We start from the raw sequence: 20,914 nt of genomic DNA, 5'->3' as shown, positions 1-20,914 counted from the left end.
GATTTTTTTAAGGCGCAATCAGCGCCGCATGAATCCGCCTGGCCACGTCCTTGTCACTGAGGTACCCCGAAATGCCGTGCCGGTTCTCGGTGAAATTTTCCACCGTCGTCAGGTTCTCGATGGGCGGGAAAACGGCAAAGTGTTCCGACGTTAGCGGATATAGCGAAACCACGTCGCGCTCATCCATCGCGTTGAACCAATGCCTTACCGTCGCCGGATGCGAGACCGGCTGCAATTTCGCCTTCACCGCGCTGATGGCCAGGGGTGAGCCCAGCGTGACAAACAAGGGAACGTTTAGATCGGCGCGCGGCGGATCGTTCTTCAGCACGTTGTATGCTACCACCGTGCCGAGCGAGTGGCTGACGACCACCGCTTCGCTACCGGGCACAAACGCCGACCTGACCCCGTCATCCATCTCGGTGCGCAGTTCCTTGCGATGCAGGTACTGGAAGACGTCGTTGGTGAACAATGCGACCCCGGCGGCGCTGGCGAAAGGTACGGACTTGTCCAACACGCTCAGGATTGCCTGCACCCATCCCCAGTTGAGCGGCCCCCGTTCGACCGGCAGGCCTCGCAGTGCCTCCTCCGGTATCAGGCCGGCCTCCTTCAGTTCGCCAAGGTATTCCTTGAAGAAGGCTTCCTCGCTTGATGACAGCGGCACACCGCGCACGACAATGTCGACAGCATCCTCGGCGCTGGCGCCCTTGACCATCTGGTCCAGTGTATCGCCGTAATAAGGAAACCGGATCTCGTCTTCACCGATGGGCAATGCCAGGCCGCTTTTCGCCAGCCCCGCCTTTAATGAGAGTATCCATTCCTGCTTGAGCGCCAGCGCGTCTTTTCCATGCTGTGCCCGTCCGTGGACGAAAACCAGATGCCGTTTCATAGAGTGCCTCCTCTTAACGGATGCTGTATGCACCCACCTTCCATACGCCGCGCGCGTCCTTGACCGGCGTAACCGTTTCCACCGCGCTGACCTTGTTTTCAAAGCGCGTTTCATACTCAAGCACGACTGACTGCCCGACCGCCAGGTCTGGCAAGGTTTCGGTGTAGCTGGCCCACTTCAGGCGCCGGGCAAGGACAGGACCAAGCGGCGCCCGGCGCTCGCGAACAAGCGCTATCCAGGCCGGCCTCGACACTGTCCGCTGCAACTGATCCGCCGCCTGGTCCCAGCTTGCCGCGTACTGGCCCGAATCGAGCAGGTCCAGCCAGGCGACGGCCGCTTCCTGGCCTTTATGGACTGCACTGGCGCGCTGGGCGGCTGCGGTGGGGGCAATGACGATGCCCGCGCAGACAGCAACCACGGCGGCAAGGCTTTTCACGATTATCTCGCAGGAGTGGGAATGGGGGGCGGACGGAAAGACGGGGGATGATGTAACCAGAACATAGTTTCACCAGTCGATGGAGCGGGTGAAGGGAATCGAACCCTCGTCGTAAGCTTGGGAAGCTCCTGCTCTACCATTGAGCTACACCCGCGGACACCGCATTCTACGCGGGTTCGGGTGTATTACACAAATTTCAAGCGCTGCCCCATCCAATGGCTGGCTCGTTCTCAGCAGCAACGCCTTCATAGCATTCTTAATCACACCGATTGAAACAACCAATCAGGCGCTGCCGGATATTGGTGTATCATGTTTTCAATGAGTTCTTCTCATTCGATAGTTTTTATCAACCGACACATAGCATACGAGGATCTCCCATGTCACTGATCAATACTCAAGTTCCTGCTTTCAAAGCCCAAGCTTTCCACAACGGTAAATTCGTTGAAGTTACCAACGAAAGCCTCAAAGGCAAGTGGTCGGTCATCATCTTCATGCCTGCTGCCTTCACCTTCAACTGCCCAACCGAGGTGGAAGATGCGGCTACCAACTACGCCGAGTTCCAGAAGGCCGGCGCGGAAGTGTATATCGTCACCACCGACACCCACTTCTCGCACAAAGTGTGGCACGAGACCTCGCCAGCGGTTGGCCAGGCCCAGTTCCCACTGGTTGGCGACCCAACCCATGCGCTGACCCGCGCTTTCGGCGTGCACATCGAAGAAGAAGGCCTGGCACTGCGCGGCACCTTCATCGTCAACCCGGAAGGCGTCATCAAGACCATGGAAGTGCATGACAACGCCATCGCACGCGACGTCTCGGAAACCCTGCGCAAGCTGAAGGCTGCCCAGTTCGTTGCATCGCACCCTGGCCAGGTCTGCCCAGCCAAGTGGAACGAAGGCGCGAAGACCCTGACCCCATCGCTGGACCTGGTCGGCAAGATCTAAGTAGTAACGGCACAGAAGGGCGCGCTGCCTTGCCGCCCTTCTTCGCCCGGGCCAGTTCACCGGCCCTCGCAGTTCAACTGCAAGGCGCTTTCTTACGGATACCGACATGCTTGACGCCACCTTAAAAACTCAGTTGCAGGCCTATTTGCAGAACCTGCGCGGCCCGATCACACTCATCGCGACGCTGGACGACAGCGCCAAGAGTGCCGAACTGCGTGAGCTGTTGGCCGACATCGCCAGCCTGTCCGACAAAGTCAGCGTTGACGAATCGGGCACCGACAGCCGTTCGCCGTCCTTCGTTATCGCCAAACAGGGCGAAACGCGTGGCGTGCGCTTTGCCGCTATTCCCCTGGGCCACGAGTTCACCTCGCTGGTGCTGGCCCTGCTGTGGACCGGCGGCCATCCGCCCAAAGTAGACGCGGAAATCCTCGACCAGATCAAGTCGCTGGACGGTGGCAACTTCGAGGTGTACATGTCCCTCTCTTGCCATAACTGCCCAGACGTGGTGCAGGCCGCCGCGCTGATGGCAATCTACAACCCGAATATCAATACCGTGGTCATCGACGGCGGTATGTATCAAAAAGAAGTTGAAAGCCGCCAGGTCATGGCGGTGCCGATGGTGTTTAAGGACGACGAGCTGTTCGGCTCGGGCCGCATGACGCTGGAAGAAATCGTCGCCAAGCTTGACACCAAATCGGCCGACCGCGAAGCCACCAGGCTCAACGAGAAAGCACCGTTCGACGTGCTGATCGTCGGCGGCGGCCCTGCCGGCGCGGCAGCTGCCGTGTACGCGGCACGCAAGGGCATCCGTGTCGGTATTGCGGCGGAGCGTTTCGGCGGCCAGACCAACGACACCATGGCGATCGAAAACTATATCTCCGTGCTGGAAACCGACGGCCCGAAATTTGCCCTCGCACTGGAGGCGCAGGTGCGCCACTACGACGTGGACATCATGAACCTGCAGCGTGCCGACCGCATCGTGCCGGCGGCAAAGCCGGGCGGGCTGGTGTCCGTGCACATGGCAAACGGCGGCGTGCTGCATTCGCGCAGCGTGATCGTGTCCACCGGCGCGCGCTGGCGCAATGTGAACGTGCCCGGCGAAGCCGAGTACAAGAACAAGGGCGTGGCATACTGCCCGCACTGCGACGGGCCGCTGTTCAAGGGCAAGCGCGTGGCGGTGATCGGTGGCGGCAACTCGGGCATCGAAGCGGCCATCGACCTGGCAGGCATCGTCCAGCACGTGACGGTGATCGAATTTGCCGATTCGCTCAAGGCGGACGCCGTGCTGGTGAACAAGCTCAAGAGCCTCGACAACGTCACCATCCATGTCAACGCCCAGACCACCGAAATTACAGGCGACGGCCAGAAGGTCAATGGCATCAGCTACAAGGACCGGGTGAGCAATGAGATCCACCACGTCGGGCTGGAAGGCGTGTTCGTCCAGATCGGCCTGGTGCCTAACACAGAGTTCCTGAAAGGGACTTTGGAGCTGAGCAAGTTCGGCGAGATCGTTGTCGACGCCAAGTGCCACACCAGCCTGCCTGGCGTGTTCGCCGCCGGCGACGTGACAACGGTGCCGTACAAGCAGATCGTCATTGCCGCGGGTGAAGGCTCCAAGGCTGCGCTGAGCGCGTTCGATTACCTGATCCGCCAGCCGGTGGATGTGCCAGCCGAGGCGGACCAGGAAGCGGTAGCGGCCTGATAGAACCGTCCCTCACCGTCGTTGCTGCGAAAGCGGGAACCCATACTGAACTCGATCGGCTGCAAAACTTAGCCGCAGCCTACTCAGCATAGGTTCCCGCGTGCGCGGGAACGACGGTATCTACTCCGGCGACTCGACCTGATATCCCCTGGCTTGCAGGTCGGCCAATACACCCTTTGGATCGAGTAGCCGCTTGAGCGGCATGACCGCAAACGTCGACAGGTTGGCCGTCAGGGCCTGCTCCGCGGCGTCGACCCACGCCAGCTGCAGGCGCGCGTCCAGGCTCTGGACGTCCGGTTGGCCTTTCATGATGGCGCTGTTCATGACTGCGGCGTGGCAGGCCTCGCCCCCGTCCGCAAACACGAGCTTGCGGATTGTCTCCAGATCGCCCTTTGCCCATGCATTCGCGCGCACGCGCATCGCGTCGATGTCTGTTTCAAGCCGCTCGATCGTCCTGGCAAAACACTGCACGTCTTCCAGCGACGTTTTCTTGAAATCCCGGACGGCCCTGACCGGACTATCGATCGACAAATCCACCTTCGGTTCAGTGATTTTAAGATTATTCTTTTTAGCGATCTTGATGATGGCGTCCGTGACATCACGGCTATTTGAAAGGCCATTCTTGTAGAGCGCGCCGCCGTACAGGTCACCCGCCGCGAAAAGCGGACGGCGGCGTTCGACGCGGTCAACGTCGCGGATGTACTTTTCCCTCAGCGGAAGCCAGCGCGCGTACAGGTCTGGCGGCAACACATCCTTCAGGGTCGCGTCGCCCGGATTCTTGTCGGCGCCGATGGCAAATGGCAGGGCCCGCGCGATCTGGAAGATCGGCATCTTGGGTGATGGCGGCCAGATGAACTCCTGCGACTTCGCCAGGATCGCCTCAACCTCGTGCGAGCGCCATTCCATTTTCATCGGCAGCGGAGAATAAGTGCCGAACACCCACAGCACATGGTCGCCTTTCGAGACTTTCCACAAACCCGGACCGGGGCGCTGGCCGACCACCAAAATTTTCTCCGGTGCGACTTCCAGGGATTCGGCGCTGGTCGTTTCCGCTTCCGTCTGCGACCAGGCTGGCGCTGCGAACGCGCAGAGGCACACTACGGAAACGATGTGTTTGAGCATGGAACGATCCCTTTGGAAGTGATGGCAAAGATTACTAGCTTTGCATCATTTCTCAAAGCGACTTTGGATACATATCTAGTCGCGGAACAGGTGGTTGAAGGTCCTGCTGACCGGCAGCTTTTCGTCGCTGCCGCGCAGTAGCACCTGCAAGCGTTCCGCGTCGACGCGTTCAGCGGCGGCAATGGCGTTCACGTTCACCATCGTGCAGCGATGGATTTGCCAGAACTGTTGCGGGTCAAGGCCGCTCATCAAATCCTTCAGCGGTATCCGCACCAGCGCTTCCGACCCCGCCAGCACCACGCGCGTGTATTTGGTATCGGACTGAAAGAACAGCACGTCGTTGACGTCGATCAGGCGGATTTGTTTGCCGACCGTCGCTTTGATCCACTTCATTTTTTCGCGCTGCGGTTCAGGGATCGCCGTCTTCAGCTGGCGCAGGATGTCGCCGATTTCAACGGGAGCTGCGCCCAGCTTGCTGCGAAGCCGGCTGATCGCGCGTTCCAGCCGGTCCGCCTGGACGGGCTTGAGCACGTAATCGACCACGCCCGCGTCGAAGGCATCGACTGCATACTGGTCGTAGGCGGTCACGAACACGATATGCGCCGATGTGCCGATGCGCTCGGCTACTTCAAGCCCCGACAGGCCGGGCATGCGGATATCGAGGAACACCACGTCCGGTTCGTGCTCCAGGAAACCGTCCCATGCATCGTTGCCGTTCTCCGCGACTACGACAACCTCGGCCTCTGGCCACGCATCGGCCAGCATGCCGAGCAGTCGCTCGCGCATCAGCGGCTCGTCTTCCGCGATCAGGATTCTTGTTTTCATGCTTGCTGTTCAATAGGTTGGTAAGGGATGACGATTTCAGCGGCGACGCCCTCGCCGTTGTCATCGAGCTTCAGGCTGGCCGCGCCGCCATGCACCAGCTGCAAGCGGTGCCGCACATTCTCCAGGCCCACGCCGGCGCCCGGTTCCGGGCTCATACCGGCCCCGGTGTCGAGCACGCGAATCACGACCTTGCCCTCTTCTTGGGCCGCCGACACATGCACCTCGCCCCCACGCAGCGCTGGCTCGATGCCGTGCTTGATGGCGTTTTCAACCAGCGTGAGCAAGATCATGCTGGGCACGCTCACCGATACCAGCGCATCCGGCAGGCTCAAGCTGTACCGCAGGCGCGCGCCAAGACGCGGCTGCATCACTTGCAGGTAGGCTTCGACCAGCTTGAACTCGGCGCCGAGGCTGGCTTGTTCGCTGCGCATGTCGGTCATGCTGGCTCGCAGGAAAGCGATCAGGCTGGCGGTCAGGCGGGCTGCTTCCGGCGCGCCGTTTTCGGCAAGCTGCTGCACGGCGCCGAGCGTATTGAACAGGAAATGCGGCTCGATCTGCGCGCGTAGCAGGCGCAACTGCGATTCGGAGAGTTCGCGCGCCATCCGTTCCCGCTCGGCCTCAAGCTGGAGCTGGACGGCAATTGTCTCGGAGAAGCGATTGCGCAAGGCGCCGATAATGATCAGCGGTACCGCGCCCAGCACGCCGACGCCGATCGCGGTCAGCGCAAGGGTGCGCGGGAGCTGTTCCAGTACAAGGTCGAGCGGCTTGTCACCGGAAAAATAGGACATTGCCGCGCCGATCAAGACGCCGCAAAGGGTGGCGCCAACAAAACGCAGCAGTACCTTGAGCTTGTGGTTCGCGATCTTGCGGTAATTGAACCAGACGGAAACCAGGCCCATCACGGCTGTAATTCCCACGAGGTTGGTCAGGAGGAATGCTTTCAGCAATGAGAACTTGTCGGGAAAAGCCAGGTGCAACAGCGGCGCCAATGCACTGAAGGCAAGCACCTGCTTGCCCAGCGCGGCCCAGCCGCGGCGTCCCCGATAGGTGAGGCAAAATTCGCGCAGTTGCTGGCGCTCGATGGGCGACAATGCGGCGAGCTTCTGTCCGCCATAGCGGCGGTAGCCCGGCGGCAAACTGGCGGCGAGACTGGGGTCGTCCAGCACGTCGAGTTGCTCCTGTTCCCAGCCGTTGTACCACTTTGCGATGCGACTCAGCATTCCACCCTCCCTGTGGCCGTTAATATAAGGCAATGAGGGAAGTCTAGGGGTATGTGGGAAAGCAAAAAAGATGCAGGTGACGAAGCACGACTACAGCGGTGCGAAATACGAATCGGCGGATTCGGTGCAGCGCGTGCTTATGCGGCGGGCGGCGCCGACAGCAGCGCGACGGCCTGCCTGAAACCAGCCACCATTGCCGCAAAGGCCTGGGCCTTGGCGTCGTCGCCTGGCACCCTCAGCACGTAGCTCGGATGATAGATCGCAACGATCCAGCGGCCCTCGTGCATGAAGGGCTCGGCCATGGCGTCCTTCAGGGTGGCGTGCGAATCGCCCGTCACCGCCTTGAGCGCGGTGCTGCCCATCGCCACGATCACGTCCGGCGCAACCTGCTTCAGCTCGCGCTCAAGCCAGTAGCTGCATGCCTCGATCTCGCGCTGGGCCGGCGTCTTGTGCAGTCGGCGCTTGCCGCGCGGCTCCCATTTGAAATGCTTGACCGCATTGGTGAGGTAGACCTTGCGGCGGTCGAGTTCGGCATCGGCCATCGCTCGGTCGAGCAGTTTGCCGGCCGGCCCGACAAACGGCTCGCCGGACAGGTCTTCCTGGTCGCCCGGCTGTTCGCCCACCAGCATGATGCGCGCGCGTTTGGGCCCGGCGCCGCCCACCGCCTGCGTGGCGTTTTTCCACAGGTCGCAGCGGCGGCACTGGTCGAGCGAGGTGGGGGCGTCGCGCTGCGGCTGGGCGCGGCTTGCGGCGATCGGGATGGCTGTGCCCGCCCGCTGCCCCACGCTCTGGGTTTGCCCGACCTTGCGCGCGCCCGCCGCGGCCTGGGTCACCATCTCGGGGACGATGCTGCCTTCGGGCAGGTTTTTCCAGAAACGTGAGGGGATATGCGAGTGCAACAGGTCGGCGTTGAGGCGCGCCGGGTTGAAAATGCTGCGGTAGTAGGTCAGCCACAAGGCCTCGCCGGCGTCATCGATTTCTTCCGGGCCGCGCATCAGCGGGCCGGTGGTGTGCAGGTTGGCGCCGTCCCACATCACGCTGGCGTCGGGCGTGGCGATCATCCAGGTGACGCGGCCCATGCGGCTGGCGAAATGGCGCGCCACCTGCGGCAGCACGTCATGGCTGGGCTCGAACCATGCGACAAAGCGCGGCGGACCTGCATCCTCGCGCCGTTCGCGGAACCGGATGTAGGCGTGCATGTCATGCTCCTCGCGGTGGACTGCCTTGACCATCGCATGCAGTTTGGCGCCGTCTTCGTCCGCTGCGGAGATCACGTCTTTCTCGCCATGGCTCCAGCGCCACAGCACCAGGTACAGGAAGGCCCAGCGGTTCGGCACGCGGCAGCATGCGGCCGTTTGCAGCATGTCCATCAGCTCGCGCGAGACGCGCACCTGCCCCGGTGCCTGGCCAGCCGGCGCGGCGCTCGCCTGCCCGGCGCCGTCGGATTCTTCTTCATCGGCGCAAGCGACGGGATTGGAAAACAGGTCGGCATCGTGCTTGCTTGCCACCCACTGGACCGCATGCGGCGCGACCTTGTGCGCAAGCAGGTCGCGCGCGGCGTCGCGCCACTGGCCAAACGAGTTGACCAGGACCGGATGGCCCGCCGCCACCGCGGCCGCCGCGCTTACGCGGCCTGCAGTTCCGTCCATAGGTCCAGCTGCCTTGGTTGCTCGGCCATCGAGCGGCGCAGCACTTCCGATGCCGCGGCGCCCTGCGAAGGCTTGTAGTCCGCGGCGACGATGAAGGGCGCGATTTTTTTCATGCTGCATCGCAGGCGCACCAGGTCGGCGTAGCGGATACGCCGCAGCCGCCGCAGCTCGACCAGGCGGCGGGCGTTGCGCAAGCCGATGCCGGGTACGCGCGAAATCATGCTCTCGTCGGCCATGTTGAGGTCGAGCGGAAAATGCTCGCGGTGCGCCAGCGCCCAGGCCAGCTTGGGGTCGATGTCGAGCGCCAGGTTGCCGGCCGCAGGCAGCAATTCATTGGCCTGGAAGCCGTAGCTGCGCAGCAAAAAGTCAGCCTGGTAGAGACGGTGCTCGCGCTGCATCGGCGGCGGCGCCAGCGGCACGCTGCCCGGGCTTTGCGGGATAGGGCTGAACGCCGAGTAATACACGCGCTTGAGCTTGTAGCTGCCGTACAGCGTTTCAGCGGTGGACAAGATGGTCTGGTCGTCGCTGGCGTCGGCGCCGACGATCATCTGCGTGCTCTGCCCTGCCGGCGCAAACTTCGGCGCCCTGGGTTCCTCCGCTTTTTCATCGAGCTTGCGGCGGATCGACCCCATCGCCAGCTTGATCGTGTGGACGCTTTTTTCCGGAGCCAGCCGTTCGACGGCGGCTTCAGTGGGCAGTTCGATATTAACGCTGAGGCGGTCGGCATAGCGGCCGGCCGCGGCAATCAGCGCCGGATCTGCGTCGGGAATGGTTTTCAGGTGGATATAGCCGCGGAACTGGTGGACTTCGCGCAGCTCGCGCGCAATGGCCACCAGTTGCTCCATAGTGTAATCCGCGGACTGGATGATGCCCGAGCTGAGGAACAGCCCGTCGATGTAGTTGCGCAGGTAAAAATCAGTGGTCAGCTTGACCACTTCCGCCACCGAAAACCGGGCCCGCGGGACATTCGACGTGCGCCGGTTGACGCAGTATTGGCAGTCGTAGACGCAGAAGTTGGTCAGCAAAATCTTGAGCAGCGAAACGCAGCGCCCGTCCGGCGTATAACTGTGGCAGATGCCCATGCCACTGGTCGCGCCGAAGCCGTCCTTGCCCTCGGACGTGCGCTTTGGCGCGCCGCTGCTTGCGCAGGACGCGTCGTACTTGGCTGCATCAGCCAGAATTTCCAGCTTGTCCGTCAGTTCCATCGCTTGTCTTTGACTGTATGTTTATACAGTATATTACACGATGGCTGACAGGCGCGCCCGCTGGCGTGCGGACCTGTGTGGCGCCGATCCGACGGCGCCGCAGTCCTGCTAGCGGGGCGCCGGGGTCCCGTCCGCGTTCAGGATGGTGGCCTCACCCCAGCCAAGCTCGCGCACGCCCGCCTCGATCTTGCGCAGGTCGCCGATGACCAGCCAGACTAGCTCGTTCGGCCGTACGAATTTGCCGGACGCCGCCGCCAGCTGCGCTTCGGTCAGGCCACGGATGTTGCCCGCATACGCCGACCAGTAGGTATCGGGCAGGCCAAGGTTGAGCGAGGTGATCGCGGCGGACTCCAGCGCGCTCAAGGTCGCAAAACGGCCGGCCAAGCGCGATGTCATGTTGCGCATGATGCTGGCGTACTCTTCCCCTGCAAGTGGGCGCTCACCTGCAACGCCCCTGATCTCTTTCGCCACTTCCAGCATCGACTCTTTGGTCTTGTCGGTCTGGACCGGCGCAACCACCATGAACGCGCGCTGGCCGCGCGGGTACGTCAACTGGCCAGAGGTGCCATAGCTCCAGTGCTTGTCGAGTCGCAGGTTGCGGTTCAGGCGTGACGTCGCCATGCCGCCGAAGTTCTGCATCACCGGTTCCATCGCCAGGTCTTCCGGCTGGCCAGCGGCCTCGGACACGTGCGCGGCGACGATGGTCGATTGCGGCGCGCCCGGCTTGTCGATCAGGTAGAGGCGCTTGCCCTGGGTGCGCGCTACAGTGCTCACCTGCTTGGCAGGCGCGGTTCCGGCCTTCCAGCCGCCGAAGCTCGCTTCCAGCGCAGGCACCAGCTTGGCCAGTGTCGTATCGCCGGTGACGATGATGGTGGCGCTCCCCGGCTTGAACCAGGTGGCATGCCAGCGCGCCAGGTCTTCGCGCGCGATCTTCCCTACCGTCGCCTCGGAACCGGACGCGGGCTTGCCATAAGCGTGCGCCTCGCCGTACAAAAGGCCGGGCACGATGCGCTGGGCGAGCGCGTTTGGCTGCGCCCGTTCCTGCGCGATCTGCGCCAGCCTGCGCTGCTTTTGCAGCGTGAACTGGTCGGCCGCGAACGACGGGTTAAGGGCCGCATCGGCCATCAGCGCCAGTGACGGTTGCAGCGCGGCCGTGGTCGACTGCAAGCGCACAATCGAGAGGTCGGCGCCAGTTGCGGTCGACAGGTTGGCGCCCAGCGACGCCAGGTCGTCGGCCAGCTTGAACACATCGCGCGATCTGGTGCCCTTGTCGAACAGGTCGAGGGCAAGTGACGCCGTACCGGCATTGGCCGCGCTTTCCGAGGCGGCGCCCGCATCGACCACCAGGGGGCGTTGACGATAGGCGCCGAGTGGCGCTCGAGCAGGACCACTTTCAGCCCGTTCGACAAGGTGGCGCGCTGCATGGCGGGGAAGCTGACGTCGGGCGCAGCGCCCAGCGCCGGCAGCACCTTGCGGTCCAGCGCCGATTTGGCGGAGGCCAGTTTGGCGAATGGCTTCACCGTCATCGTGTAATGGTGCGCGCGCAGCCACTTCTGCGCGGCGGCCTTGACCTGCGCCGGGGTGGCGGTAGCCATCGCTTCGAGGCGGTTGAGGTAGGCGTCGGGCTGGCCTGCATAGGTCATGTGCTCGGCCAGCACGTCGGAGCGTCCGCCGAAGCCGCCCAGGCGCTCGATCGAGCGTGAGAAGCCGGCCAGGTTGCCCGTCTGCGAGCGGCGCACCGGTTCGGCTGCGGGACCGGTTTCGATCATCGCGCCCAGCACCGCGTCCATCTCGCGCTCCACTTCGGCCGGGTCGACCCCGGGCTTGACGGTGACGACGATATTGAAGGTGCTCCCCAGTTCGGCATCGCTGACGTAGCTGCTCACGCCCGTCGCCAGGCCTTTCTCGTAGACGAGGCGGCGCGGCAGCGCCGAGGCGCGCGAGCCGGCGATGACATCGGCGAACAGGCCGAGGTGCTGCAGCTCCGGGTCCTTCCACGCCGGTGCGTGATAGCTGCGGTAGATGCGTGCCTGCGGCACCTGGTCTTCCATCTCGTCGCGGATGTCGCGGTCCAGCTTTGGAATCCATGTCTCGGTGCGCGGCAGCGGCGGGCCTGGCGGGATCGCGCCGAAGTATTTGTCCACCAGGGCCAAAGCGCGTTCCGGGGTGATGTCGCCTGCCAGCGACAGCACCGCGTTGTTCGGGCCATAGTAGGTGCGGTACCAGTTGCGGATATCGTCAAGGGTCGCGGCGTTCAGGTCGTCCATGCTGCCGATCGGCGACCACGAATACGGGTGCGAATACGGATACATCTTGGCGTCGATCTCGTAGTGCACGCGGCCATATGGCTGGTTGTCGCCCTGGCGTTTTTCGTTCTGCACCACGCCGCGTTCGCGCTCGAGCATCTCCTTCGAGATGTAATTGCCCAGGAAACCCATGCGGTCCGATTCGAGGAACAGCGTGCGCTCCAGCGCCGACACCGGCACGTCTTCAAAGAAGTTGGTGCGGTCGGTGTTAGTGGTGCCATTGCGGTTGTTCGCGCCCAGGTCGTCCATCGCCTCGCGGAAGCCATGCGGATAGTTTTCGGAGCCGTTGAAGAAGAAGTGTTCGAACAGGTGCGCAAAGCCGGTCTTGCCGCGCGCCTCGTTGCGCGATCCGACGTGATACCAGACGTTGACGCCGACGACAGGCGTGCTGTGGTCTTCATGGACGATCAGGGTCAGGCCATTGGCCAGCACGAATTTCTTGTACGGGATCGTATAGGCCTTGCGGTCGAATACCGCTGGCGCCGCAGCCTTGGCCTGCACCGCGGATGCCGCGCTGGCGGGAACCGGCGCGCAAGCGGCCAGCGACAGGCCTAGCGCGATGGGCAAGAGCATCGTGTGCTTCATGAAGTCACCTGTTTGGAAGGGAGGAAACGAAGTGCGCGGCGCGCCGGGGTCAGGCCGCCAGTTCGGTGCGCACGGCCAGGCATTGCGCTTGCGCCAGCTGGGCCGGATTCATGCGCGCGGCAGTCGACTTGACGTACTTCGTCGCGGCTGCAACGCCTGCCATCTCGGCCTGCTGCAGCCAGGTCAGCGCCTGCACCAGGTCGGGAACGGCGCCATGGCCGGTGGCGTGCATCAGCCCGAGGTTGAACTGCGCTCGAGCGTGGCCCTGGCGCGCGGCCTGCAAGTACCAGAAATAGGCGGCTTCGTAGTCGCGTGCGACGCCCTGCCCGCTGTCGTGCCGCAGTCCAAGCGCGAACTGGGCGCGTGCATAGCCCTGGTCGGCCGCCTTGCGGTACCAGCCATATGCTTCGCGGCTGTCGAGCATGCCCGCGTCGTCGCTGTCGAACAACGCGCCGACCATAAACTGCGCAGGCGCGTAGTCATGGTCCGCCGCGCGTCGGTACCATGCCATCGCGCGCCGGTAATCGCGCGGCACATCGATGCCGCTTTCGTAGCGCAGCCCCAGTTCAAACTGGGCGCGTACGTGGCTTTGTTCGGCCGCCTTGTGGAACCAGCCGATCGCCTTCGCCGTGTCGCGTTCGACGCCATTGCCGGCGTCGTACAGCAAGCCAAGGTGGTACTGGGCGCTGGCGAAGCCCTGTTCGGCCGCCTTGCGGTACCAGCCCCCGGCCTGTGTGAAGTCCTGGGCCACGCCCTGGCCATGCTCGTAGCGCAGGCCGAGGTTATCCTGCGCGCCCGCGTGGCCCTGTCCCGCAGCCTTGCGGTACCACTCCAGCGCCAGCTCTTCGTCGCGCGGCACGCCGTGGCCGCTGTCGTACATCAGGGCGAGGTTGAACTGGGAGCTCGCGTGGCCCTGTTCAGCGGCGCGGCGGTACCAGCTGATCGCCTTCTGGCTGTTCTGCGGTACGCCCTGGCCTTTGTCGAAGCGCAGCGCGAGGTTGAACTGCGCGGGCGCGTAGCCCTGCTCGGCCGCCTTGCGGAACCACGAGATGGCCTGTTGCTGGTCGAGCGGCACGCCCTGCGCGTTATCGTAGCGCAGCGCGAGGTTGAACTGGGCGCGTGCGTAGCCCTGCTCCGCGGCTTTGCGGTACCAGAAGATCGCCTGCTTGAAGTCCTGCGGCACGCCCTTGCCGGTTTCGTACATCATGCCGAGGTTGTTCTGCGCGCCCGCGTCGCCCTGCTCGGCGGCCTTGCTGAACCAGTGCATCGCCTGCTGTACATCGTGCCCGACGCCCTGGCCCTTCGCATACAGCCAGCCAAGGTTGTACTGGGCGGCGGCGTAGCCCTGCACCGCGGCGCGCTCGTACCAGATGGCCGCCTGCATGTAATCCTGGGCCACGCCCTGGCCCTTCTGGTACATCACGCCGAGGTTGTACTGCGCGTGTTCGAGGCCCGAATTGGCCGCCTTGAGGTACCACTCGACCGCCAGCGCGAAGTCTTGCGGCACGCCTTGCCCGTTCACGTACATGAAGCCCAGGCTGTGCTGGGCGTTCGCCACGCCGCGTTCGGCCAGGGCTTTCACGCGCAGGTATTCGGCCGTGTGCCCACGGGCCGCGTCAGGCTGGCGCGCGCTCGCGTTCTGCATGCAGTTCAGGCCTGGATTGCGGCAGGCGCTGGGGCCGGCGCGTCATTTTTCGCGTCCTGCGACTGCAGGACAGTGATGAAGTTAGGCAGCGAGATCGGGCGGTGGAACAGGTAGCCCTGCATCGTCAGGCAGCCGTTGGCCTTCAGGTAGCGCGCCTGGATGTCGGTCTCCACGCCTTCGGCGATCAGGTGCAGCCCAAGGCCGCGCGCGATCGAAATGATCGCCAAAATGACCGGATAGTGTCCGTTCTCGTCGTGGATCTCCTTGACGAAGGACTGGTCGATCTTGATGGTATGGATCGGGAAGCGGTGCAGGTACGACAGCGACGAGTAGCCGGTGCCGAAATCGTCGATCGCCACCGACACGCCCAGCTGGCACAGTTTGTTCAGCTGTTCGATCGCGTATTGCGGATTGCGGATGCAGATGTTCTCGGTGATCTCGCACTCGATCTGGGCCGGCGAGATCCCGTAGCGCACCAGCGCGCCGCGCATCTTCTCGAAGAAGTCGCCGCGGTCGAGGTATTGCGGCGACAGGTTCAGCGACAGGCGGATGTTTTCGCCGCCGGCGGCATTCCAGAGCAGCATGTCGCGGCACAGCGCGCCGATCATCCAGTCGGAGATCGGCAGCATCAGGCCGTTTTCTTCGGCGAATGGCAGGAACTCGCCCGCGGTCAGCAAGCCGCGCTGCGGGTGGTTCCAGCGCATCAGCCCTTCGGCGCCGACGATGCGGCCGGTGATGACGTCGATCTGCGGCTGGTAGTACATCTCCAGCTCGTTCTGTTCGAGCGCCTTGCGCAGGCTCTGTTCCAGCGCGATCTTCTGGTGCGATACATCCAGCATCGAGTTGTGATAGAAGCTGTGGCCGTTCTTGCCGAGCGCCTTGACCTGGTACATGGCGATGTCGGCGTGGCGCAGCAGCTCGTCGATCGACTCGCCGTCGCCGGGGTAGATCGCGATGCCGATACTGGCCGAGATGTGCACCTGGTGGCCATCGAGGTCGAACGGCTTCTGCAGGCATTCGAGGAACTTGTCGGCGATGGCTTTCGCGTCTTCGCGGTCGCGCAGCTCAGGCAGCACGATGGTGAATTCGTCGCCGCCCTGGCGCGCCAGCGTATCGCCGCGGCGCAGGCAGTCCTTCAGGCGCAGCGCGACCTGCTGCAGCAACTCGTCTCCCTTGACGTGGCCGAGCGTGTCGTTGACCAGCTTGAAGCGGTCAAGGTCGATGAACATCACCGCCAGCTCGGTCAGCTTGCGCTTGGCCTGGATGACGGCCAGGCCAAGGCGGTCCTTGAACAGCATGCGGTTCGGCAGGTCGGTCAGGATGTCGTGGTAAGCCTGGTACGAGATGACTTCTTCGGCGCGCTTGCGGTCGGTGATGTCGCGCGCGACGCCGTAGGTGCCGAAGAACTCGAGCTTTTTCACCTCCTGGTCGGGCACGTGCATGCCGATGGAGTTGAGCGAAATCGTCATCAGGGTGTTGTTGAAGGTGCGGTCCTGGCCGCCGCCGCTGTGGTACTTCAGGCGCAGTTCGACATTGCGCGATGCGCGCTCGTCGACGCGGCGCTCGTTGAACACGTAGCGCGCGCGCTCCAGGTCTTCTTCATGCACCAGGATCGAGTAGTGCTTGCCGATCAGTTCATCGCGCGAGAAGCCGAGCAGCTGGTAGGCGCGGTCGTTGATGAAGGTGAACTTGCCTTCGTGGTTCAGGGTGTAGATGATGTCGGGCGAGCTGTCGACCAGGTAGCGGTACAGCTTTTCGGAAGTCTCGAGCTGTGACGCGATGCGGCGGTTGGCCATTTCCAGCCGCCGCCGCTGCAGCGCGTTGGCCACGGTCTTGAGCAGTTCTTCCCGGCTGTACGGCTTGCGCAGGTAGTCGTAGGCGCCGCGCTTGAGCGCGCCGATGGCCGCATCGATGCCGACTTCGCCGCTCATCACGATGACATCGGCGTCGATGCCCTTGTCGTTAATGAAGTCCATGATCTGGTGGCCGCTGACATCGGGCAGGCGCAGGTCGAGCAGCACCAGGTCGAAGCGCATCTTCGACAGGTGCGCGAGCGCTTCGCTGCCGCAGGTGGCGGTCACCAGGTTGTAGTCGCGGCCGCGCAGCAGTTCGTAGAGCGAGGACAGAAGCCTTGGTTCGTCGTCGACCAGCAGGATGCGCGGAAGGGTGACCGTCTCCGACTGGGAGATCTGGGTTGGCTCGCCTGCAGCCTGGGTCATTGCCGTAGCGCCGGCAGTGTTCGCGTTCATCATGGCCTTAAACTGAGTCCACCGCCTGCGCTGGCGCGCTGGCGATCATATTTGCACTGCTGCGCGCAGGCAGCAGGATTTCAAATGTTGTACCGCCGCTGCCACTGCGGCAGCTGATCAATCCGCCCAGCTGTTTGACCAGCCCGTGGACGATCGACAGTCCAAGGCCGTGGTGCGGGCCTTCCTTGGTGCTTCGCACCGGCGAGAACAGGTTCGCCAGCACCTCCGGCGACATGCCGGGGCCAGTATCGCTGACAACCAGCTCGAGGTACAGCTTTCGTTCGCGGTTGACGTGGCCGCGGTTTGAGATGTCAATACGCCCGCTGCCGCCAAGCGCTTCGACGGCGTTTTTCACCAGGTTCACCAGGATCTGCTTGAGGATGTCGGCGTCGCCTTCGATCTCTGACGAGGCGCCGTGCATATTGACGGCAATCTGTACGCCGGACGGTATGAAGTCGGTGGCGCGGAACAGGCGCAGCACATCGTCGACGACCTTCGACGCATCGGTTGCGCGGTTGACCGGTGTCGGCTTCAGGTCGGCCAGGCCGTTGATCAGCTGGCCGACGCGGTCGATTTCTTCGTTCAGGATTGACATTTCGCCGACCACCGGTTCGCGCTTGGCCAGCTTGTCGTCGAGGACGGACAGGTAGTTTTTGATGATCGACAGCGGGTTGTTCACTTCGTGCACCACGCGGCGCGAGGCCTCGCGGTATTCTTCAGCGACGTGGGCGATCTGGCGGCGGGCGTAGCCGCGCTCGGCCAGCGCGGTTTCCAGCGCACTGGCGGCCTGCGTGCCGAACGACTGCATGAAGCGTTCGCGCTTCTGGCACGACGGCACCTGCCACGATGCGAGGCCGCCGATCATGACGCCGAGGCAGCGCGCGCCGGAGACCAGCGGTACGCACACCAGGCTGTCGGTACCGAGCATGCGGAACAGCTGTTCTTCGGCCAGGCCCAGCGCTGGCTGCTCGCGGCTCAGGAATGCCAGCCGGCGTTCGATGGCCGCATCGGCCACTGCATTGCCTTTTTCAAGCGGAATCGAGAACTCGGCGATGCGCTGCTGCTCGCCGGTCGGCATGCCGACCAGCGCATGGCCGGTTGGGTTTTCAAGCAGGATGACGGTGTTATCGAAGTCGAACAGGATGCGCGCCGAGCGCGTCATCGATTCAAGCAGGCCGTTCTCGCCCTGCTGGCGCGCGAAGGTCTGCCCTACTTCCGACACCAGCACCAGGTTGCGTACTTCTTCGGACAGGCGCTGCTGCACCGGGTCTTGCATCACCGGCGGCGCGTACGCGGGCGGCTGTGGGATGTCGTCGGCGCCAGCCAGGTCGATGCCAAGGTGCGCGGCCGATTTGTCGACCTGGCGCGCGGCCAGCGCCAGCAGGCGGCCCACGTCGTCCTCGTCAAGGCTGCACAGGCCAAGCGCGTCGCGGACTTCTTCCTGGTCGACGTCGCGCGTCGACAACAGGTGGGCAACGCGCACGATGCGGATCAGGGGGTGGGCTTGCGCCAAGCGGCTGCTTGGCTCGTGGTGGTACAGCACCGAGTCGGCCAGGAAGGAATCGAGGTGCCAGCGTTCGACCAGCCAGGCGCCCGCCTCGGAGTGCGTGATCTGCAGCGTGCGCTGTTCGACGGCGCACAGGTCTTCATCGTCGCGCGCGCTGAAGTTGAATGCGTATTCCTTGGGCGCCGTCGCCAGCAGCGCAAGGCGGCCGACGTTATGCAGCAGGCCGGCCAGGTAGGCTTCCTCAAGCTGCGCATACTCCATCTTCTTGGCCAGCTCGCGCGCGATAACGGCCGCGGTCAGCGAGCTTTTCCAGAAGGCGCGCAGGTCAGTGCTGCCGGAATGGGGGAAATTATTAAAGGTCTGGAAGACCGATTCGCTGATGACCAGCGTCTTGATCATGTCGGTGCCGAGGGTGACGAGCGACTGCTCAAGTCCCACGCTGCGGCTGTTGCGGTGGTACGCGGAGCTGTTGGAGACGGCCAGGATCTTGGTCGTCATGCCCGCGTCCTTCGAAATCAATGCGGCGAGCTCCGGCATGCCCAGATCGTCGGCCTGCAGGTGCTCTATCAACTTGATCAGTATCTGCGGCATGGCCGGCAGACGTGCAATCAGCAAGCGATTGCGAATGTCATGGTCTGATTGATGCATGATTCAGGAACAGCCGCCAATTGTCGATGGATTCGGGTGGCGCTAACGGCGAAGCGGCCACGACGTTTTTTGTAGTTTTAATGAACGTGGCGTTTTCGCTGGGCCACTGTTCGGTGCTTCTAAAAACTTATATTAGCATATATACACTAAAGTTGACTGTAAGAACATTACTTTCGGAAATAAGTCGCTAGTTTGCCACGGTAACAGGCAGCGGACAATGAAGGGTTTATGCAGCAAGCTTAAATAGTAGCGCGGCGAGCAATCCGGTCTGCAAAAACCACAGTGAGACGGCCCAGCGGAGGATGTCGATCTTGACTTCGGCGGCATTTTTCTCAATCTTCAGCTCAACCCGGTCGAGCTTCCCTTCGAGGCGGTCGTCGCGCGCCTGGCTTTCAGCGGCAAGGCGATCGACTTTTGCATCCAACTTCTCAATGCTCGATTTGATTGGCCAGAGCTCATGGGCCAGTTCTCCACGGGGGAGATAGCGGGCATCCATCCGCCTGCGTTCGTCGCCGATGACTTCGGCCAGTACCGTGGCCTGCACCCTGGCCTGCTCATGCGGAACGCCGCCGCCTTCAAGGCGCTCGACGATTTTGAGCACATCCAGTGGGACGCCGTTGTTCATCATGAGCTCCGTCCGAAATGTCCTGCAGGAGTCGCAGGCATACAAATTAGACTGGTTCGGCGGGCTCGTGGTTCCAGCTCGCGACCGAAATCCCTAGGCCGGCCGGCGGCGGCGGTAGCGCCTTGACGCCGCCCAAAGAGCCAGCGAAAACAGGGCAAACGCCAGCTGACCGCTGGCGATCCACAGCACCGAATGCGAGAGGAATGGCGCGATCACGCCGGCCACCAGCGCCCCAAGCAGGGTCACCGCGAACGACTGGCACGAGGCGACGGTGCCGCGGATATGCGGGAACATGTCCAGCGCCAGCAGCGTGACGGCGGGCGCCATCAGCGAGCTGCCGAAGGTGTAGAAGAACATCGGCGCCACCGACCACGGCACCGCAGGCGGCATGAACAAGTGGTACAGCACGTTGGCGCCGGCCGCCGACAGCATGAAGCAAAAGCCCAGCGCGACCTGGCGCCCGAAAGTCGATTTGCCGGCCATGCGGTTCGCTGCGAGCGAACCCAGGAACAAGCCGCTGACGGTCGGGATGAACAGCCACGCAAACTGGTCGGGGCCCAGGTGCAGGTGCTGCGGCAGCATCACCGGGGCGGCTGCGATATACAGGAACATGCCGGCGAAGTTGGCGGCGACGACGCCTGCCTTCATGTGGAACAGGGGCGAGCTGAAAATGGCCCAGTAGTTCTGCGCGACGTAGCCGGGATTGAAAGGCTGGCGCTTTTCCTTCGGCAGCGTCTCGGGCAGGCGCTTGTAGCAGAAAAAGCACAGCACGATGGTGTACCCAAGCAGGGCCAGGAAGATCGTGCGCCAGTCGAAGTACTTGACGATCCAGCCGCCCAGCACGGGGGCGATCGCGGGCGCGATCGAGAAGATCATCGTCACCAGCGACAGCAGCCGCGCGGCCGGCGCATCGGAATACAGGTCGCGGATGATCGCCCGCCCAACCACCACCCCGGCCCCCGCAGACACCCCCTGCATGATGCGGAACACCCACAGGTAGTGCACCGAATGGGCGGACGCGCAGCCGAGCGTACCGATGGCGAACACCACCAGCGACACGAGGATGACATTGCGGCGGCCGAAAGCATCGGCCAGCGCGCCATGCCACAGCACCATGACCGCGAACGCCAGCATGTAGGCCGTCAGCGTCTGCTGCACCTCGATCTGGGTCGCGCTGAGGGCCGCCTGAATGTTCGGGAAGGCGGGCAGGTAGGCATCGATGGAAAACGGCCCGAGCATCGACAGGGCCGCCAGCAAGGTCGCCAGGCCCGTCGCGCCCAGCATCGCGATCTTGTGCGCGGGCGGCAGCGGTACCGGGGTTACCGGATCTGGCGGGACGTTGGGCGGCGGCGTCGGGAACATC

The 20,914-nt window shown here is 63.4% G+C and carries 15 protein-coding genes, 1 tRNA gene and 1 pseudogene; 2 read left to right on the top strand and 15 right to left on the bottom strand.

The window, feature by feature from the left end; all coding sequences use genetic code 11:
• Positions 1-7: 7 nt before the first annotated feature.
• From LMJ30_RS19440 to LMJ30_RS19430, 3 genes are all read right to left on the bottom strand, one after another.
• Positions 8-886 carry a hypothetical protein gene (locus LMJ30_RS19440; protein WP_229434225.1) on the bottom strand — a complete coding sequence of 293 codons (879 nt, stop codon included), beginning with the start codon at positions 884-886 and terminating at the stop codon, positions 8-10.
• Positions 887-899: 13 nt separating this feature from the next.
• Positions 900-1,322: a DUF4019 domain-containing protein gene (locus LMJ30_RS19435; protein ID WP_229434224.1), complete on the bottom strand. Its 423-nt coding sequence runs from the start codon at positions 1,320-1,322 to the stop codon at positions 900-902.
• An 80-nt stretch (positions 1,323-1,402) separates the two neighbouring features.
• Positions 1,403-1,476, bottom strand: a tRNA-Gly gene (locus tag LMJ30_RS19430).
• Between the two features lie 223 nt (positions 1,477-1,699).
• Here LMJ30_RS19430 and ahpC point away from each other — a divergent pair.
• Both ahpC and ahpF read left to right on the top strand, forming a co-directional pair.
• Positions 1,700-2,263 carry an alkyl hydroperoxide reductase subunit C gene (gene ahpC, locus LMJ30_RS19425; RefSeq protein ID WP_229434223.1) on the top strand — a complete coding sequence of 188 codons (564 nt, stop codon included), beginning with the start codon at positions 1,700-1,702 and terminating at the stop codon, positions 2,261-2,263.
• A 106-nt stretch (positions 2,264-2,369) separates the two neighbouring features.
• The gene (gene ahpF, locus LMJ30_RS19420) at positions 2,370-3,965 is read left to right on the top strand and encodes an alkyl hydroperoxide reductase subunit F (protein WP_229434222.1); all 1,596 of its coding nucleotides are present in this window, start codon (positions 2,370-2,372) and stop codon (positions 3,963-3,965) included.
• A gap of 120 nt (positions 3,966-4,085) precedes the next feature.
• Here the strand turns inward: ahpF and LMJ30_RS19415 are convergent, their stop codons facing one another.
• The 12 genes and pseudogenes from LMJ30_RS19415 to LMJ30_RS19360 form a co-directional block, all read right to left on the bottom strand.
• The gene (locus tag LMJ30_RS19415) at positions 4,086-5,087 is read right to left on the bottom strand and encodes a TraB/GumN family protein (protein ID WP_229434221.1); all 1,002 of its coding nucleotides are present in this window, start codon (positions 5,085-5,087) and stop codon (positions 4,086-4,088) included.
• Between the two features lie 75 nt (positions 5,088-5,162).
• Positions 5,163-5,912 carry a LytR/AlgR family response regulator transcription factor gene (locus LMJ30_RS19410; protein WP_229434220.1) on the bottom strand — a complete coding sequence of 250 codons (750 nt, stop codon included), beginning with the start codon at positions 5,910-5,912 and terminating at the stop codon, positions 5,163-5,165.
• Complete coding sequence (locus LMJ30_RS19405; RefSeq protein WP_229434219.1) at positions 5,909-7,132, bottom strand: sensor histidine kinase; 1,224 nt, start codon at positions 7,130-7,132, stop codon at positions 5,909-5,911. Before LMJ30_RS19405 ends, LMJ30_RS19410 begins: the two co-directional genes overlap by 4 nt.
• A 137-nt stretch (positions 7,133-7,269) precedes the next feature.
• Positions 7,270-8,781, bottom strand: a complete 1,512-nt coding sequence (locus LMJ30_RS19400) for a UdgX family uracil-DNA binding protein (RefSeq protein WP_229434218.1) — start codon at positions 8,779-8,781, stop codon at positions 7,270-7,272.
• Positions 8,757-9,986: a putative DNA modification/repair radical SAM protein gene (locus LMJ30_RS19395; protein ID WP_229434217.1), complete on the bottom strand. Its 1,230-nt coding sequence runs from the start codon at positions 9,984-9,986 to the stop codon at positions 8,757-8,759. The genes LMJ30_RS19400 and LMJ30_RS19395 overlap by 25 nt, the downstream gene beginning before the upstream one ends.
• 108 nt (positions 9,987-10,094) lie before the next feature.
• On the bottom strand, positions 10,095-11,330 hold the full coding sequence (locus LMJ30_RS19390; protein WP_229434216.1) for a M16 family metallopeptidase: 1,236 nt from the start codon (positions 11,328-11,330) through the stop codon (positions 10,095-10,097).
• 392 nt (positions 11,331-11,722) lie between these two features.
• Positions 11,723-12,865: pseudogene (locus LMJ30_RS19385) on the bottom strand (M16 family metallopeptidase); the annotation flags it as partial.
• 61 nt (positions 12,866-12,926) lie between these two features.
• The gene (locus tag LMJ30_RS19380; RefSeq protein WP_229434215.1) at positions 12,927-14,522 is read right to left on the bottom strand and encodes an SEL1-like repeat protein; all 1,596 of its coding nucleotides are present in this window, start codon (positions 14,520-14,522) and stop codon (positions 12,927-12,929) included.
• Between the two features lie 5 nt (positions 14,523-14,527).
• The gene (locus LMJ30_RS19375; protein ID WP_371873052.1) at positions 14,528-16,774 is read right to left on the bottom strand and encodes a putative bifunctional diguanylate cyclase/phosphodiesterase; all 2,247 of its coding nucleotides are present in this window, start codon (positions 16,772-16,774) and stop codon (positions 14,528-14,530) included.
• A gap of 4 nt (positions 16,775-16,778) precedes the next feature.
• Complete coding sequence (locus tag LMJ30_RS19370) at positions 16,779-18,869, bottom strand: HDOD domain-containing protein (RefSeq protein ID WP_229434507.1); 2,091 nt, start codon at positions 18,867-18,869, stop codon at positions 16,779-16,781.
• Positions 18,870-19,152: 283 nt separating this feature from the next.
• Positions 19,153-19,554 carry a CCDC90 family protein gene (locus LMJ30_RS19365; RefSeq protein ID WP_229434214.1) on the bottom strand — a complete coding sequence of 134 codons (402 nt, stop codon included), beginning with the start codon at positions 19,552-19,554 and terminating at the stop codon, positions 19,153-19,155.
• A gap of 90 nt (positions 19,555-19,644) precedes the next feature.
• On the bottom strand, positions 19,645-20,913 hold the full coding sequence (locus LMJ30_RS19360) for a multidrug effflux MFS transporter (protein WP_229434213.1): 1,269 nt from the start codon (positions 20,911-20,913) through the stop codon (positions 19,645-19,647).
• Position 20,914 lies beyond the last annotated feature (1 nt).

Origin of the sequence: Massilia agrisoli (assembly GCF_020831365.1) — a bacterium.
Lineage (GTDB): Bacteria > Pseudomonadota > Gammaproteobacteria > Burkholderiales > Burkholderiaceae_D > Telluria_A > Telluria_A agrisoli.
Note: the sequence above shows the minus strand (reverse complement) of the source record. Positions and strands in the feature narration are given on the sequence as shown.

Excerpts from the sequence above, each read along its gene's own strand:
- LMJ30_RS19415 (WP_229434221.1), bottom strand. The coding sequence starts at position 5,087 with ATGCTCAAACACATCGTTTCCGTAGTGTGCCTCTGCGCGTTCGCAGCG.
- LMJ30_RS19400 (WP_229434218.1), bottom strand. The coding sequence starts at position 8,781 with ATGGACGGAACTGCAGGCCGCGTAAGCGCGGCGGCCGCGGTGGCGGCG.
- LMJ30_RS19365 (WP_229434214.1), bottom strand. The coding sequence starts at position 19,554 with ATGATGAACAACGGCGTCCCACTGGATGTGCTCAAAATCGTCGAGCGC.
- LMJ30_RS19395 (WP_229434217.1), bottom strand. The coding sequence starts at position 9,986 with ATGGAACTGACGGACAAGCTGGAAATTCTGGCTGATGCAGCCAAGTAC.
- ahpC (WP_229434223.1), top strand. The coding sequence starts at position 1,700 with ATGTCACTGATCAATACTCAAGTTCCTGCTTTCAAAGCCCAAGCTTTC.
- LMJ30_RS19360 (WP_229434213.1), bottom strand. The coding sequence starts at position 20,913 with ATGTTCCCGACGCCGCCGCCCAACGTCCCGCCAGATCCGGTAACCCCG.
- LMJ30_RS19375 (WP_371873052.1), bottom strand. The coding sequence starts at position 16,774 with ATGATGAACGCGAACACTGCCGGCGCTACGGCAATGACCCAGGCTGCA.
- LMJ30_RS19370 (WP_229434507.1), bottom strand. The coding sequence starts at position 18,869 with ATGCCGCAGATACTGATCAAGTTGATAGAGCACCTGCAGGCCGACGAT.
- LMJ30_RS19405 (WP_229434219.1), bottom strand. The coding sequence starts at position 7,132 with ATGCTGAGTCGCATCGCAAAGTGGTACAACGGCTGGGAACAGGAGCAA.
- LMJ30_RS19380 (WP_229434215.1), bottom strand. The coding sequence starts at position 14,522 with ATGCAGAACGCGAGCGCGCGCCAGCCTGACGCGGCCCGTGGGCACACG.
- LMJ30_RS19440 (WP_229434225.1), bottom strand. The coding sequence starts at position 886 with ATGAAACGGCATCTGGTTTTCGTCCACGGACGGGCACAGCATGGAAAA.
- LMJ30_RS19410 (WP_229434220.1), bottom strand. The coding sequence starts at position 5,912 with ATGAAAACAAGAATCCTGATCGCGGAAGACGAGCCGCTGATGCGCGAG.
- ahpF (WP_229434222.1), top strand. The coding sequence starts at position 2,370 with ATGCTTGACGCCACCTTAAAAACTCAGTTGCAGGCCTATTTGCAGAAC.